The organism is Desulfitibacter alkalitolerans DSM 16504 (genome assembly GCF_000620305.1).
In the GTDB taxonomy this organism is placed as follows: domain Bacteria; phylum Bacillota; class DSM-16504; order Desulfitibacterales; family Desulfitibacteraceae; genus Desulfitibacter; species Desulfitibacter alkalitolerans.
This window is the reverse complement of the sequence record NZ_KK211101.1, coordinates 320,890-336,460: the sequence shown is the minus strand read 5'-3', so window position 1 is coordinate 336,460 and position 15,571 is coordinate 320,890. Positions and strand designations below refer to the sequence as shown.

18 protein-coding genes and 1 pseudogene are annotated in these 15,571 nt (G+C 35.3%); 2 read left to right on the top strand and 17 right to left on the bottom strand.

Annotated elements, in window-relative coordinates; all coding sequences use genetic code 11:
- Positions 1-318: 318 nt before the first annotated feature.
- The 17 genes and pseudogenes from K364_RS0113495 to K364_RS0113415 form a co-directional block, all read right to left on the bottom strand.
- Positions 319-729 carry a tellurite resistance TerB family protein gene (locus K364_RS0113495; protein WP_028308457.1) on the bottom strand — a complete coding sequence of 137 codons (411 nt, stop codon included), beginning with the start codon at positions 727-729 and terminating at the stop codon, positions 319-321.
- 27 nt (positions 730-756) lie between these two features.
- Positions 757-1,197, bottom strand: coding sequence for a hypothetical protein (locus K364_RS26730; RefSeq protein ID WP_154673498.1), 441 nt, complete (start codon positions 1,195-1,197; stop codon positions 757-759).
- Between the two features lie 264 nt (positions 1,198-1,461).
- Positions 1,462-2,487, bottom strand: coding sequence for a hypothetical protein (locus K364_RS0113485; protein WP_028308456.1), 1,026 nt, complete (start codon positions 2,485-2,487; stop codon positions 1,462-1,464).
- A 35-nt stretch (positions 2,488-2,522) separates the two neighbouring features.
- Positions 2,523-4,082, bottom strand: coding sequence for a hypothetical protein (locus K364_RS27325; protein WP_035269287.1), 1,560 nt, complete (start codon positions 4,080-4,082; stop codon positions 2,523-2,525).
- 31 nt (positions 4,083-4,113) lie between these two features.
- Complete coding sequence (locus tag K364_RS0113475; protein ID WP_081927162.1) at positions 4,114-5,109, bottom strand: helix-turn-helix transcriptional regulator; 996 nt, start codon at positions 5,107-5,109, stop codon at positions 4,114-4,116.
- An 81-nt stretch (positions 5,110-5,190) separates the two neighbouring features.
- Complete coding sequence (locus tag K364_RS0113470) at positions 5,191-5,481, bottom strand: helix-turn-helix transcriptional regulator (protein ID WP_028308453.1); 291 nt, start codon at positions 5,479-5,481, stop codon at positions 5,191-5,193.
- A gap of 312 nt (positions 5,482-5,793) precedes the next feature.
- Positions 5,794-6,213: pseudogene (locus tag K364_RS24115) on the bottom strand (GTP pyrophosphokinase); the annotation flags it as partial.
- A 50-nt stretch (positions 6,214-6,263) separates the two neighbouring features.
- Positions 6,264-6,662, bottom strand: a complete 399-nt coding sequence (locus K364_RS24110) for a hypothetical protein (RefSeq protein ID WP_050753483.1) — start codon at positions 6,660-6,662, stop codon at positions 6,264-6,266.
- Positions 6,663-6,691: 29 nt separating this feature from the next.
- Positions 6,692-7,225 (bottom strand): hypothetical protein, encoded by a 534-nt coding sequence (locus K364_RS0113455; protein ID WP_028308452.1) that lies wholly within the window; start codon positions 7,223-7,225, stop codon positions 6,692-6,694.
- The gene (locus K364_RS0113450; RefSeq protein WP_028308451.1) at positions 7,222-8,061 is read right to left on the bottom strand and encodes a hypothetical protein; all 840 of its coding nucleotides are present in this window, start codon (positions 8,059-8,061) and stop codon (positions 7,222-7,224) included. The genes K364_RS0113455 and K364_RS0113450 overlap by 4 nt, the downstream gene beginning before the upstream one ends.
- A 58-nt stretch (positions 8,062-8,119) precedes the next feature.
- On the bottom strand, positions 8,120-8,320 hold the full coding sequence (locus tag K364_RS0113445; protein ID WP_028308450.1) for a hypothetical protein: 201 nt from the start codon (positions 8,318-8,320) through the stop codon (positions 8,120-8,122).
- 89 nt (positions 8,321-8,409) lie between these two features.
- A complete protein-coding gene (locus tag K364_RS0113440; RefSeq protein WP_028308449.1) occupies positions 8,410-8,985 on the bottom strand; it encodes an HD domain-containing protein in 576 nt (191 codons plus the stop codon).
- A gap of 33 nt (positions 8,986-9,018) precedes the next feature.
- The gene (locus K364_RS0113435; protein WP_028308448.1) at positions 9,019-10,323 is read right to left on the bottom strand and encodes a DUF4139 domain-containing protein; all 1,305 of its coding nucleotides are present in this window, start codon (positions 10,321-10,323) and stop codon (positions 9,019-9,021) included.
- Positions 10,324-10,494: 171 nt separating this feature from the next.
- Positions 10,495-10,623 (bottom strand): hypothetical protein, encoded by a 129-nt coding sequence (locus K364_RS27605; RefSeq protein ID WP_276326169.1) that lies wholly within the window; start codon positions 10,621-10,623, stop codon positions 10,495-10,497.
- A 36-nt stretch (positions 10,624-10,659) separates the two neighbouring features.
- Positions 10,660-11,340 carry a GGDEF domain-containing protein gene (locus K364_RS24105; RefSeq protein ID WP_051534058.1) on the bottom strand — a complete coding sequence of 227 codons (681 nt, stop codon included), beginning with the start codon at positions 11,338-11,340 and terminating at the stop codon, positions 10,660-10,662.
- A 220-nt stretch (positions 11,341-11,560) separates the two neighbouring features.
- Positions 11,561-11,890 (bottom strand): helix-turn-helix domain-containing protein, encoded by a 330-nt coding sequence (locus K364_RS0113420; RefSeq protein WP_028308447.1) that lies wholly within the window; start codon positions 11,888-11,890, stop codon positions 11,561-11,563.
- 98 nt (positions 11,891-11,988) lie between these two features.
- The gene (locus tag K364_RS0113415; RefSeq protein ID WP_028308446.1) at positions 11,989-12,975 is read right to left on the bottom strand and encodes a helix-turn-helix transcriptional regulator; all 987 of its coding nucleotides are present in this window, start codon (positions 12,973-12,975) and stop codon (positions 11,989-11,991) included.
- Positions 12,976-13,440: 465 nt separating this feature from the next.
- Between K364_RS0113415 and K364_RS0113410 the strand changes: the two genes are divergently transcribed.
- Entirely contained in the window at positions 13,441-13,965 is a 525-nt protein-coding gene (locus tag K364_RS0113410) for a hypothetical protein (protein ID WP_028307233.1), read from the top strand.
- 271 nt (positions 13,966-14,236) lie between these two features.
- Positions 14,237-15,571: DDE-type integrase/transposase/recombinase (locus K364_RS26960; protein ID WP_028308445.1), on the top strand; the 1,335-nt coding region annotated here is incomplete at its 3' end.

Genomic DNA, 15,571 nt, shown 5'->3' with positions numbered 1-15,571 from the left:
ATTCCCTTTATCAAGTAATCCTCCAAATGGTCATGGAAGCAATTCAGCTACAAAATACCTACCACCATTTTCTACTTTAACTTTTTCAATCCAAAACGAGTTTTATTCTTTATCATTAATTCTTTCCATTCAATATTTTCTACTTAATACATATGAACAAAAGTAAAGAAAAGGCTCTAAAAATACCATAGATCCTTCCGTAACAACATTTCAAATCTGCTGTTACTCCCTTTTTTTAATCTCTATTGTCAGAATGTTAAGCAAAGACGAGTAAAAGCTTATTAGAAACAGAGATTAACAATGAAATCTCATTCATGCTTAGTTTCCATTTACTATTGCAAATATCTTTGCATAAGCATTTTCTAAATTTTCCAGTGACTCATATATTTCTTTGAGGATATCACTACTTAACTTAAAATCCTCTTGCAATTTTGCAATCAAATTATTCTCTTGTGAATGGAGTATACCATCAGATTTTAAGAGTGCAATCAATTCGATTATAATTCTTCTGATGCTTTCCGGTGTGCTTATTTCAAGAATCTTTTTAACAATTTCATCGTATTCTAATCTTTTAATAGTATAAGCATTTTCATCAAGAGCCATCTCCTGACGATATTCTTGTATGTAATTCTTCTCCTGCTCAGAATAATCATTATCTATATTGGCAGCAAAGTTACATAATTCTAAAAATAACTCCTGTTCTGGTTTTGATAAATACTTTAATAGCATGAAAATCCCTCCAATAAATTTTTTAAATTACCATTCTAATTTTTCATCCTCTTGGTATAAGGAAATTGCATAATCTATGAATTCCATTAGTTTCTCTTTATTTATTGCATCAATACTTATTCTGTATTTTGCTCCATATTTCATGTTCAGCTCAAGTGCCGTTATATCCATTCCCAGAAATCGGTCTTCATTCATATATGTATAATCAATATCTTCATAACGTGCAATAAATTTAGAAGTGCTATTTGCAGAATCCTTAACACAGACAGAGTCCACTGTAAGTACTAATCCGGACTTACCATTGCTTGAAATACTGGTGTCAGTTATATCTATCAAATCATCTTTTCTATACTTTCCTTGACAAATTATTTCTCTAGCATTGCTTACACGTGGAGCATAATCATCTCCAGGTGCATAACCAAATATTTCTTCGAATTTCCCCTTTAAAGCTGATTTAATATCGCTCATTTTTATATCCTCCATTTTTTTTAAGTTCTCGCAAGCTTTATAGTTTTCTTCATAAAATTCCTGTAACGTAAAATCATTTCTATAAAATTTCTCATAATAGTCATCAATTCTACAAATGATAGGTCGTTCATCATAAATACTGCATAATTTTGTACTACAATCAAAATATATGCAAACTCCATCTCCTCTATCTAAATGCTTATAAAGATCGCTTCTGCTCACAGCCTTACAACACAAACCACATCTTTCACAAATAAACACCCTCTACACCTGGCCTATCATCTGCAAGTATTTGTTTCCGTTTTCTAACACTTGTGCAGTTGCCTCCTCAAGTTCACCATTCTGTTTAAGTAACGATGTGTCCAGAACGGTTTTAATTGTTTGAGCAAGCTGTACACACTTATAAATGTCTTGCTGTTCAGCTAAATTATACTTCTCCCAATCCGTTCCTTTATGATTGATTGTATCTGCCATTTTTGAGATGTATTCTACAAAGTAAGAATCAAGCTTTTGCAACAATTCTGTAAGCTGTCCTGCCCGTGTAAATATTGCCTTTAAAGCCACACCTATATTCTTAGCTTGAGCTTTAAAAGCTTTTGCTTTGTCATAATTACCATAAGAATCATTCAAAGCTTTACGAGCTTGGCTGGCAAAAATAGCTCCTCCAATTGCAAGTGCTGGTCCCGCAACAATACCACCAAGAACAATCATGCCCCCCATCATTCCAAATCCACCAGCTGCAAGCGCACCCCCACCAAGCCATGCAAGAGTGGCATTGACTGCTGCTGCACCAGACAGAGTTCCCAAGGCAGTACCAGTTGTAGCTGTAACTATTAATCCACCTAATCCACTCATCACGACACTGTATGTACCATATGCCAGTAATGCCCCAGACCCAATAGCTGCAAGGCCATTGATAGCTATTTGTTTTGCTTCATATGCCGCCTCTTTAAGTTGTTTAAATCCTTCACTTGATGGATTAAAATTCTTCAGTTCTTCAATCCCTTGACTATTTTTCAAGTTAATATTCTTTATTTTCTCAAAATTCATAACAAAATCATTAACAGAAGTTGAAAGTATACGTATCTTCTCTTGACCTAAAGCCTCGATTGCTCCTTTTGTCTTATCCTTTGCCATCGTTATAAACTCTTCAGCTTCTTTAGCCATTGCTTTTGCCGCTTCATTAACTTCATTAGCTTCATTCATATCATTCTTTGCATCTATTCCTTTCTTTACCCCTGTAATAGCTGCAGCAACAGCAATTCCTCCAACAATAAATGGTATAGGCATGTCCATCAATCTCCTTTTATATTAATTTAATTTTTTTAGAATTCGAGTGCCATGTTTTTATTACGCATAAATGTGTCAAACTCATTAAAATCCTTAAATTGCAATGCTTTACCCATCTCTAATGCAATATTATTTAATGCCGTAGTAAACAACTCAAGATTATTACTTTCAGTTGATTTTTCAATCATTTCAAAACTTTGTTCAAAAAGAATTTGCCTATTTTTATAATGGTTATCAATTAGTATACTTAATTCTCTTCTTTGTTTGTTCATAGCTTCTAATGCGGCTTCTGTTAATGCATGAATCTTGTTTCTTCTTTCAATTGAAACTCTCTCCTCCTGAAGCACCTGTATAGCTGATTTATATATGGTGGAAGATGTCATATATCCAATCATTCCACCAATAACCGTTCCAACTCCAGGGAATATTGCTGTGCCGATTGCTGCACCCCAGCTTGCTGCCATCATTCCTGTCCCTTTTTCACCAAGCTCCTCTACAAGCTCAACTTCATTGATTTCACCTTTTGCATAACGAACAATTGATTTTCCGACTTGAAGGGATACCGTAGCTATCATAGCGGGCATATTGGTTTTTGAAAGATTTTGAAATATACTGTTGCTGCTTGTCTGCATAACTCCTTTTATAGCAGCTCCCCCTGCTCCTATTATGTAACTGGTACCAGCTCCTTTAGCTGTATCTATTGCTGTATCTTTTAAAGCTTCTTTAATCTCTTTTTCACCTCTTATTACACTGATAATGTTTTGTGAAACAGAAATTGTAGCTGAAATTACAGCACCGGTTTTTGCTTGTTCAATACCGGCACGATTAGCTGTTTCAGCCACATACTTTGCTGTAGCTAACTTGGCATGTTCTCTGAGAAACATTGCTTCTTTACTACTAATCCCGCTATTTTGAACATCTTCTGCAACCTGTTCAAACTTCCGTGCATTTTGTTCCAACAACTCCGCTTTTTCAAAATTCCCGTTTTGTCTAAATTCAGCTGCTTTTTCATGGAGTTTTTGAGCTTCTTCGGTTGCATACTTTTTTACATGCTCATATTGTTCAGAAGGAACTAAAACCTTGTTTCCTCTGTATTTAGCCCATTTATCTCCGGCAAGCTCTTTTGCCAATTTTTCTGAGCTTTCTTTAATTTCTTGTGGTGTTTCATATTTACCACAAAATTTCATCTGTGCACTCCACAAGGGCTGTCCATTAACTGTGATTGGATTTCCATCAATATCTACAGCAAGAACATCAATCCTTTGGTCATTCCCTAAACCCACATCGTTTGAGCGACTATACCTAATATCTCTACCCTTAATAATGTTTTCAGCATTCTCTTTGCTTACAAAATGCCTTTCTGCCGAGAAACCAGCCTGCTGCTTCAGATTTTGATACTCAAAATCAGGGTTCACTTTAGATTCCGATATATGTCTAAGTCCTTTTGATATAATATTTCCTGCTTCATCAACAGACCCTTTATATCCTTTTATGTATTCTGCTGAGGCACTTCCAAATTTATCAACAACATCTTGCGCACCAACTCCAAGTGCCGCATCTCTCAACCCATCATTCTTCTTTTTTTTCTCTTCCATCCAATCACTTCCTTTAAACAAATATCCTGCACTAATACTCGCAGCCATAAATTTCATACATTTTCTTTATGTTCAACATGATTTCTTCTCTAAAGCTTTGAGGTTTAATCACTTCCAAGTTATCACTCTGGCTTAACAACCACATTTTTATACCCATGCCAAAAACCTCAGCTTCGATAATTTTTTTCTCTCCATCTTCTGCAATAATCTTCGCTGTTGGCAGACGATCCAATACTGCTTCCAAAGAATGACCCCAAAACTTAAACTGGATTTTCATAAGTTCTCCGGAGTACATAAACTGAACTCTTTTTCGGAACTCTCCATCATTGAACTTGTCTTTGTATGGGATATTAAAATGCTGTTTTATACCCTTCAAATCTGTAATTCGGTCTATACGAAAAGTGGTAGGGAAATCCTTACTTCCATCTGCCATAAAAGCTATTAGATAAAAATAGTATTCTGAAAACAATACAGCTACTGGCTTTACTAATCTTTCCTTTGTAATACCGTCTTGACGAGTATAATCAAACTGTATTATCTCATTATTGGTTATAAACTGTGATAGCTCCCACAGAATGGAAAACAGGTGTTTTTTATGCTGTAATGGCACATAGTGATGCAGCTCATTTCTTATCATGTTCTCAATCTTTTTACGATCATTTGGCACAACCTGTGTTAATAACTTACTGATAAGGCCATTGAGTTCTTCTTTACAGAAAGCACGGCTTTCCAATAGAATCTTACATAGTGCCATAACCTCTTCATTAGTGAGCCATTCTCTCTCAAAACGAACAAGGTAATAAACATTCCTAGTCTTATCATACTTTATTGCAACCTCATTTTCTGTCATATGTGTCTCCGCTAAATATGCACGAAGATCATCAATATCTCTCTGTATTGTTTTTTGAGTAACACCAAAAAAGTCCGCAAGCTGCGCTTTTTCTATAGCTTCGCCTTTATTTAGCCTCTCATAAATGCTCAGCAATCTAAAACCTTTATTCCCATTATAATCAATTCCTAAGTTCAAATCTTTCACCAACCTATTTACACGCTCAATATCATTATATCTGCCAAGATAGACATATAATGGGGTTCTTCAAGAATTTCTTTATAATCTTAGTTTTAATTCGTTGTTAAGTTCATCCGTATATATCTCAAGTATATTAAGTAACCTATCAGTTTCAGGATTTTTAATAAATACCAACAACAAACTCAGGAAAGTGTTCCATGATAACTTGGCTTTTTTATTCTCGACTTGCATGATGGTGTGTCTTGAAACTCCAATTAAGTTAGCCAGTTGCACTTGTGTTAACCCTAACTTGGTTCTTAGCATTGCTAAATTATCAGTCATATTGGTTAATACTTTTTCCCTCGCTAAAGCAACATTATTGTTTTCCAAAACACATACACCCCGCTAATCTAAATTTTACCAACATAAATAATATCATAAAATTTTACATTTTACTATACATATAGATAAAATGTTGAAAATAATGACTTTAGATAACCAATAAAAATAGGCCCTCTATGGAGCCAATCTCTACTGCTTCTCATTAATTTCTTTTACTCCACCGCCAAATGACCAATAATTATTTTCAATAAAATCGATAAACTTTTGTAGGAACTCATCCTCTGAACAGCTTTGAGGAACTGAAACACAGCCGTTTATTTCAATCTCCTTAATGGCTTTATACTCATCATCACCCTCAGAATCCATAGTCATTAATATCCTGTCTGCTGCTTTACGATATTTTTCTACTCTTTGATAATCTTCTTGGGTAGGATTTGAAATACGGGATAAATCCATGTTATCACTTAAATCTGCCAACTTAACTTTACAGGCTGTTTTATTCTCAAGAACCCTGCCAATGAAATCATCATAGTTTTCATTCTCACGCTTTGTCAGAGCATCTAATGCAATCAGAACTCCTTCAGAAAAACCTTCTTTTCTCAAATATTCAATAGTAATATCTGAATCCTCAATAGTATCATGTAACACTGCACAAATTCTTTCCGTTTCATTCCTTCGCATAAACATGACCCGCAGCGGGTGAAGTATATATGGCTGCCCAGCCTTGTCCAACTGTCCTTCATGCGCCTTAGCTGCGATACGAATAGCTTTATCAAGCATTTAGAACACCCCGTTTCATCTTTCCAATAAAATTATACTGCAAACTATATCTATAGTTTTTTAAACTCCTTATACTCCTTTAAAATCTGTTCAGGTTTTTCAAACTGCATTCTTCCAGGCTGAGCGTCAAACATATTCTGGATATCTACAAACGCACCCAAAACATTCAACGCAAGTGTAAGTTCTTCAACAGCCCTTTCTTTATCCTGAGCATTAATCGATTCTATAGCACTTTTTATAAGATACCTTACATCATCTGCCCATATGGCATATCTTGAAAAGGCAGCAACATTGTTCCCATCACGCTGGTCAAAGGCTGCTCTCTCCAGTCGGGAATAAATATATTCCTCGGTATTACCATTGTAGTGTTTTAATTCACAGAAGGCTTGATGATTACCGAGAGAAGAATAGAATTCAAGAACAGCCCGTATATTATCTGTTAGTTCCATCTGGTATCTCACCCTCTCCCATGCCAATTTTAAAGCTCTTTTAGCGGTTTAATGATCTTTTCAATTAATGCTTCGTCGTCTGTAATACTAATAAGTGGCAAACTGAAAACATATGCTTCATCAATATGTTTGCATTCTTCGGATTGGAAATGATTAACTTTGCCATCTAATTCATAGTTATTGTCTTCACTTGCACCAGACCAATAAAACCAGATATTCCATAAATCCCAATGATCCCTTTTATCAATATCAGAGTATACAATTTTCCCGGCAGTAATAATTGGTTGTTCCACTTCATCTCCCCAAAAAGTGATTGTAATGCATTTATTAACCAGTTTATCTTTATTGTTTTGATAAACACGGAAAATTGCTTCAACAATCCATCTATCAGCCTCCTGCAAGCTTGCGCTTACATCCTTTGTTATTCTATTACCATATAAGTTTCCCCATTCAGGAGCCAATTGGTTGTCAATCTTGAATATTAATCGCTGACATTCTTTAAATACTTGTTGAATATATTGAAAAGCTAATGTTATTTGATGGCCCTTTTGAATATCACTCACACTGATTCACCCCTATAAAAAATATTTTTTTCTATTGTAATGTCTAAGTTGTTCAATTGGTCAAAATAAGTTTTCTTCTCAGCAGAACTATTTCCATCATTATAAAAAATCGGGTACGGCAATGAAAAAGCCGAATTCAACGACTTATCCGGTAGAGATATTCCTGAAAAATCTCTCAACCCGAGCTTTTCCATATACTTCATCAAGTCGTCTACGATAATCTTTTCAAATGATGAATAAAATGGATACATTTTCTCAAGTATTTTGTACAATTGATGCCATCTCAGATGAAATACATTTTCTTTTATTTGATTATATCTGCTTTGTATTATTTTGGTAGTTGCCATTATGTCTGAGTAAGCTTCGGCTTCTGTTAAATAAACAATATATCCCTTTTTGCCTTTAAAGCTTGACACAGATGATTCAGTAAAATTCTCTATATCATTATTTATTGCTTCAAAATAGCGGACTAATTGATCATTTTCGTCTGTTCCACTTTTCCCTGATTTGAATTTAGCTTCAACAATAAGAAGCAAATCATCAAGACCATGTACATGGTCTCTAAATATAAGGATTAAGTCCGGCTCTCCATAATTCTGATTCCAAGTCCAGAATACATACTCTACTTCCCGGTAACATCTCAGCTCAATTCCTTCTGAATTTAGCTTTTCCCAAAAAGTTGTTCTTTCCTCGTTATATAAAAACGCAGACTCAATAAAAGGAATCAATATCATGTCTGGCCTTAGATATTTTAGAGTGCCAAAAACTGTTGAAGTAAGGATATCCTCCGTATACTCATAACCTAACGATTTGCCTTCAAGTACGGCTTGTATCAAATAATCACCCCCAATGGATACTCAGATATGCAAAAGAAAAAGCTCAAAATAGGTTTTATTATTTAAAAAACTTAAAAATATCAAATATACTAAATGTGGTTTTACGGTAGACCTTGTTATATAGGGCTTTTTTAGGGTTTGAAATCCAACCCCATCCTCTTGGAGCTTTCACTCCTAAGCTGTGGCGTATATATCTTTTTACACTCGTTCTTGCCGCAATACTCTTTTTAATACTTGGTTTTCTCATACCGAACTTCATTATTATCACCCTCTTTTTTCACTGTCAGGAGTTTTCAAAAATTCTTAAATTTTTTTCTTAAAAACTCTTGACTTTTATTAGCTGGTCTTTTATTTCTCAATTACAAACCCACTCCAGCTATCGGCATACTGCAAAAGCAGCGTGAGCCGTTCCTCATGGGTAGCGCAGGAACGGTTATCCTCCACATATTGTCCATCGTGATAGACAATTGCCTGCACTTCTTCCTCTGTAAGGTTGATGTGCTGAAGCGCCAAATATATACTTCTAACCGGTACACTCAAATATGTAAGTTCAGAATTAAAACGATATGGATAATCCGGTTTGTATCCGTACTTTTTCTGCTTTTCTGAAGGTTCATTTATAAGATACTGTGGATTTCCCGGCATACCCACTTTACCTAAATCATGCAACAATGCTACTATGACGCAGCTCTCATCACTTATTTCCGGTGCAATTGCAGACTTGATCTTCAACATAGTTTCAGCAACATTTACCGAGTGCTCTAAAAGACCACCCTCTTTGCAGAGATGGTATTTCGTGCTTGCAGGTGCTGTTAGCCAAGCGGTTTCTTTCTCGATGAAGTTTATTACCCTATCAAATTGTTCTTTTCGCTCTATAACAATGGATTTTAAATCTTTATATCTTTCCGATACACTTTTTTTCATAACAACGGTCCTCACAATGTAATTTCGAGTGTATTACTTTTTAACAATAACCTCTGTACGCCGGTCGATTTTATATTCAAATTCTACCTTTACTTCACTGTCAGCCGGTACATTAACAGAGAATTCAATAAGCCCCGATGTTTTCTTTGAATACTCATGTGTTGCATAAACCATTTCCCATATACCCCAGGCATAATGTTCAAAATGCACTTCCGCAGCTTCTTCCTTATGGTTCTTAATAATGCACTCATATTTGTAATGTTCAAATCCGTTTATTTTCTTTCGATCAACTTCATTGAAATCAAAGGTGATGTCAAACGCATTACCGATGGTGAGCTTAATATCTTCATCCTTTGGGGTATGCCCTATACTATCCTCACCAATGAACTCAAGAGAATTGTCTGCTTCATCAGCTTTATACAGTTTGATTTTCCCCTTGGGTATGGCGTAACCCAAGCCACACTCTTTCTTATTTGTAAACTCAATAATTACATTTGCCTTTTCTTCACTCATGTTGAGCTTGTAATATTTTTTATAAGGTATACTTAGACCATTTAAAATATTGATTTGCTTGGTCTGATTATCTTTCAGTGTTGCGGGATTTACTAATGTGTACATGTGATAATCAAAGAAAGCTTTTTCCTCAGCTTGAGGTGCAGCAGAGGACTCACAAATATACATGCGTTCTTCTATGTCATAGGTATCGTCCTGAATTCTGTTGACATCTCCGGCAATAAGTTTTATTTTGGCATTTTCAAACGTTGCACCACTTTGATTTTCAATTTCTGCCCAGCCTGCAATGTTTAAGGTTTTCTCCAAAATTTCTACGACATAGTTCGCATTCCAATTGAAACCCTTGCTAAGATAGGACACCTTAACATATTCAGATGTTGACTTCCCAATCTTCCATACAAGAGCAGGCTTTACGATAAGTCCTGATGGTAAAGAAGGAAGAACAATTTCTGCCTGGGCATCAATATATATCTCCTTTGTAACATTATCCTCTAATACACATCTTCCAGCACTCTCAACCGATAAAAGACGGCAGCTCTTCTTTTCACCGGTCTTCCGGTCCTTTAGATAGACTTCCTTATCAATATACTTTTTAAGGAGCTTATCCCTATCAACCAAGTCATAATCATAATTGAACTCCAATATATTCAGGCCTTGCACCAGGAGAGAATCCGTTTCAATCTGCTGTGCTACATCAGCAAAAATCAGCTCAGTCTCAGCTCCTGTAAGGCTTACGACACGTGTTTCCTTGACAGCGCCGAATCCTCCATTGTAAATAGTCAATGAAATGTCTTTTGTATCAGTTGCAGTAGATATTTTTTTCATGATCCAACACCTTCCTTTATAACAAATTATATCAAATAATATGTACAATAAAACGGACAGTAAATTTATATTCTATTCTGTTTTAACAATATCAATAAGCTGCTAAGCCTGCACAGAAAACTTCTGTTATAGCAAAAGAGAGAGGGATGCCCTCTCTTTCTCATTGAAAAACTATCTTTTCTTTTTATCAAGATAAATCAAGAATGCAAGAAGCACAATTATTAACAGAATGATAAGTGTGCCTTGAACAGGGTGTTGTTTTAGTGCTTCCAACAACTGCATTGTTTCCTTATACTGCAAAACCTAATCCCCCCATCTATGTTAATTTATATGATTTTAAATTTCACATAATGGAAAATTTGCTCCTACAACCTTATTCCTAACTGATTTTGCTTGAAATAGTGCCTTATCTGCTTCTGCAAATAAAATATCTATAGCAATTGGTTTATCAGTTGTTGCTACTCCAATACACACAGTAGCACCAAAACATTTTTCGGATTTCTCTATTGCCTTTCTTAACCTCTCCGCATATTTTAATGCTCCTTGGCTATCTGTGTCAGGAAGGATAATGGCAAACTCTTCGCCTCCCCATCGTGCAATAGTATCAATCTCCCTGGAATTTGCTTTGAAAACTTCCGAAACCCGTGTGAGGAGCTTGTCCCCAGCCAAGTGCCCGTATTTGTCATTTACTCTTTTAAAATGGTCAATATCTATTATGACTAATGAAAGTGCAGTTTTTGAACGATTCAGTCTTTTTAACTCTGATTCTAATTTTTCATAGAGGTATCTACGGTTAAAAAGATCCGTGAGTGGGTCTTTATAGGCATAATATATTATGTTTTTTATCCATAGGCCGCAGAATACACTAATAACAGTTGAAAATACAATAACACTTATCCAAAAAAAATTATAGAAGGTTGGTTGTATGCTGTAATAAACAAAGCAAACAATAAAACTTATTAACAGTCCCCCTAGACCTATATAAATAGGAATATTCCTATACAAAGCATTCCTCATATAAAATGACCACCTCACTTACCTATTCCCCCTATTCATTTACAATATTTTACTTTATTTATCTGAAACATTCCAATAACTTTTTACAGGTATTAGCATTTATTTACTTTATATTTTATATTTAAATTCCCTATGAGTAAATATTAATTATTACCAATAGTGCACATAGTATATATAAAATAAGGGTAGACTACCTACCGTTGTGTGTTCTACCCCTATTTTAATCCCTGTTTTTGTGAACTAACATGGCTCGAATAATATCGTTCAGCAAACTTATTTGCCCTTCCGATAATTTATTGGCTAATAGCTCCATTTCTAACCTTTCAGGACTTTTAGCACTATCTCTATGGCCAAACGCAAGATAATCAAGAGTTGTATTTAAAGCAATCGACAGATTTAAAAAAGTCTCGAATGAAAATCGCTTTTCTCCTCGCTCTATCTTGCCCTCGTATTGTGGAGATATATCAACTTTTTCCGCAAGTTGAAACTGTGTAAGTCCCATTTTGTTTCGTTCCTGTTTTATTCTTTCTCCAATAGCCTTATAGTCCATGTCTCAACCCCCTGTAATAAACATACAGGGAAGTTTTTGAAATAAAAACAGTCCATTGGTAAACACAACTATTTACTATATGGTCACATTCCACCCTCTTATTTGTATTGTTCTAAAATCTCCTGAATAGAGTTTTTGTATTTTTCAATAACGCTCTCCGGAGATAATATCTTCACTTTATTTCCAAACTGTGCTAACCATGCAAAAAAGGTAGAACTAATTGCAACGTTTATTCTAATTGAAAAGCTATTGTCATCAACTTTGTCTAAACTAACATCCTTTCCAAAACGATCGATGACCGCATTAACAAGGGAATTGTCGAACTTTAATTTTACCGTCTCTTCTTCTCCTCCGAACATATTGAATACTTTTTTTGAATAGTCAACAATGTTAAATTGCTCATTGTCCGGCAGCATCGCTCTGGGCTGATCTACGATTTCTATATTCGTCATCCTGTCAACTCGATAATGTGTAAAGTCATTATATTTTTCCGAGAAAGTAATCAGATAATAATTTTCATCATCCCAGGATAAAGCATAAGGACTTACAAAATAAAGTTCTCCATTCTTTCGATATCTCTTTTCTTTTTTGATATCGTAGTCAAAATACTTAAAAGATACCTGCTTGTTCTCTGCAATTGCTACATGAAGCCTGTCCACATTATAATAAATGTTTTCATTTATAGCCTTAACCCTGTTTGCCACATAAACTTGGCGATGAAGCAATGCAGCTTGATGAGAGCTTGCCAAGCTCTCGATCTTTTTTATAAGTTCATTACTCTTTTTATATGTAACAAATTTTGAACATTGAACAGCATCAACCAATAGTTTTAATTCCGGCAATTCAAAGACACGGCTTGCCACAAAATACTCCGTAGTTTTTGATTTCCGAGTAGTAATATCTATTCCATAATGCCGTAAGGCATCTATATCGTCATATATGGATTTTCGCTCAGCAGTAATGCCGTAGCGTTCAAGTTCTGCTATCATATCATTAATTGTCATTGTATTTTCTTCATCCGTTTTTTCAAGAAGCATTTTCATTATGTAAAGAATTTTCAACTTCTGGTTAGAGCTTTTTGCCATAACTGCACCCCCCTATAATTGCAACATTATTCCAAATAATTACACCTCCAATGATATCATAATATCACAAGAGGTGTCCAATAAAACGCCCACTAATAAACTTATTGTCAATTAATTCATCAATACATATCTTCATATTCCGCTTTAAGCATACCAAAATAATTATCATCTCTTATTTGTATTTGTAGTTCACTTTCATGTTGTAAGGGGACAATCTCCCCTACAGTAAAATCAAACTATTAGGACAATTTCACCTTCAGTAAGAAGTTTAGGTGGTTGGAAAGGGCACAGAACCACCCGTACCCTTTTTTATGATATATTAATATCATTATCAACACACAAAAACCAACCACAACCATTGTATTAGACATTGAGCTGCCTTTCAAGTGTTCCGCTGAGGATTTTAATAGAATCTATCAGGAACATTATCAAGGTACAATATCGCATACGTTTATTCGTGAAAGTTTGGGTCTTCCGGATAATATCAGGCTTAAGTTTAATGGTGGGTTTGAAAGATGGCTATTTCTTCTCGATGAAAATGATTGTATATACAAGGTTAGATTTGTAGTACAGACAGCGGTATGGTTTAACAACGAGTCGGACAAATGGCACTATATCAGCATATTTCCTAGTTTCATCAAGAAGTACTGCCAGCCAAGCCTTAATTTACTTGAGTACATTAGCTGCCAGGTAGGAGAGGGTGAGAATATATTTAGTCACATTGATGACCCGGAAGAAATCCTCGACAGCGAAGATCGTATAGTAAGGTCAATAAAACGGATAGAAAAAGATTGCAGAGAGTTTAACTACTTGGCATTACTTAACTCTAGATATGTATCCGTCTATAACAGACCACTTTTGGTATCAGATAAGCAGTATACAGAAACAAGAAGATTTAGTACACTGTTTAGCCTTGTATCAACAGCAAGGCAATTCTTCGGAAAACAGTATGGACTACTTAAACTTGTAAATACTGTAATCGTTGTATAATACCAACAGAGGCAAAGAATGCTTCTTAACTTCCAGTTAACAACAATAATGTAATACAATAGTATATTAGCTTAAAAAACCATTCATACTTTCCTTGTAAGACTGTTCTAAACCCATCCCAAACTTGCTCTTTTTGTCCCTTATCTAGATTAATTCCCCACTGTTTTAGTACTTTTTCTTAATTATTTAGTCCAGCAAGAATTTTACGTATCACGCTCCTGTATTGATGTAAGATATCATACACTCAGAACAAAACCTGGAGGTGTTACAAATGGGGGAACTCCCAATTAAGCGTGAAGATGCAGTTGCCTTTTTTAGATACCAGGTAATATCTGAGATGCTAGATGCAAAGCCTGGATTTATAGAAGCCACTGCTAAAAAACTTGCAAAGCAACAGTTTCATGATGCTCTAAACAAACGCATAGTTACCTTTTGCGAAAGAACGATTTTTAAGTACTACTCAAATTACAAAAAGCATGGATTTGATGGCCTAAAGCCCAAGATTAGAAGTGATAAGGGTACTCACCCTGGGATTGATGAAAAAGTAATCACAGATATCCTTGAATTAAAAAAGGAGCTTCCCAGTCGATCTGCAGCAAAGATTATCACCATGCTTACCCTAGCAGGTAAATTAGAAGAAAACTCTCTACATGTAAGAACCGTAAACAGGATCCTTAATCAGTATGGGTATACCAGAGATAGTCTAACTAAAGATAAAAGGCTATACATAAAACATGAAAAGGATAGAATCTGCGCCATGTGGCAGTCAGATGTCATGACAGCATTTTATATACCAGATGGTAACAATGGCAGAAAGCTCGCTTACCTTATTGGCATAATTGATGATCATAGTAGAAGGATTATGCACTCTGAGTTTTACTTAGACTCCAAATTACCAAGACTTGAAGATACATTGAAAAAAGCAGTGACAAAGTATGGTTCTAGTGATTCTCTTTATGTGGACAATGGAAAAATTTTTATATCAGAGCAGTTTAAGCTAATATGTGCAAGGCTTGGCATTAAGTTAAAGTTTGGAACCCCATACCACGCAGCTGGTCGTGGGAAAATTGAGAGGTACTGGAAAACTGTACAAGATTGTTTTATACCCGAGGTCAAAAAGCAGCCTGTTAAGTCTCTATCAGAGCTTAATGATCTGTATTTTGCCTGGATGAAGGTTGAGTATGATGATAAGCTCCACTCGTCTATTGGTATGTCACCTAAAAAAAGGTGGGATGAGTCATTAAATGCTGGCAATAAGCTTAGGTTCTTTTCACCTGTAGAGCTTGAAGAGATTTTTTTGCATGCATCTAAGCGTGTTGTAAACAAGTATGGCATTATTTCCTTTGAAGGTAATACCTATGAAGCTCCAGTTGAGCTTGTCAGTAAAGAGGTGGTTGTAAGGTATAACCCCTTCCATCTTGATTATCTGCATGTATATTACATGGATAAATACTTTGGTGCTGCTAAGATTATTGATTTACAGACCAAAAGGCATAAAAGCGTTGGGACAATACCTGAAGAATCTGGCTATGAAAGCAAGATATCAAAGATGTATTTTGAAAACATTAAAAGCAATTACCAAAGGTATCTAGAAAAACAGCTAGAG

Coding starts and splice junctions, on each gene's coding strand:
- K364_RS0113495 (WP_028308457.1), bottom strand. CDS start 729: ATGCTATTAAAGTATTTATCAAAACCAGAACAGGAGTTATTTTTAGAA.
- K364_RS26730 (WP_154673498.1), bottom strand. CDS start 1,197: ATGAGCGATATTAAATCAGCTTTAAAGGGGAAATTCGAAGAAATATTT.
- K364_RS0113485 (WP_028308456.1), bottom strand. CDS start 2,487: ATGCCTATACCATTTATTGTTGGAGGAATTGCTGTTGCTGCAGCTATT.
- K364_RS27325 (WP_035269287.1), bottom strand. CDS start 4,082: ATGGAAGAGAAAAAAAAGAAGAATGATGGGTTGAGAGATGCGGCACTT.
- K364_RS24110 (WP_050753483.1), bottom strand. CDS start 6,662: ATGGAACTAACAGATAATATACGGGCTGTTCTTGAATTCTATTCTTCT.
- K364_RS0113445 (WP_028308450.1), bottom strand. CDS start 8,320: ATGAAGTTCGGTATGAGAAAACCAAGTATTAAAAAGAGTATTGCGGCA.
- K364_RS0113440 (WP_028308449.1), bottom strand. CDS start 8,985: ATGAAAAAAAGTGTATCGGAAAGATATAAAGATTTAAAATCCATTGTT.
- K364_RS0113435 (WP_028308448.1), bottom strand. CDS start 10,323: ATGAAAAAAATATCTACTGCAACTGATACAAAAGACATTTCATTGACT.
- K364_RS24105 (WP_051534058.1), bottom strand. CDS start 11,340: ATGAGGAATGCTTTGTATAGGAATATTCCTATTTATATAGGTCTAGGG.
- K364_RS0113420 (WP_028308447.1), bottom strand. CDS start 11,890: ATGGACTATAAGGCTATTGGAGAAAGAATAAAACAGGAACGAAACAAA.
- K364_RS0113415 (WP_028308446.1), bottom strand. CDS start 12,975: ATGGCAAAAAGCTCTAACCAGAAGTTGAAAATTCTTTACATAATGAAA.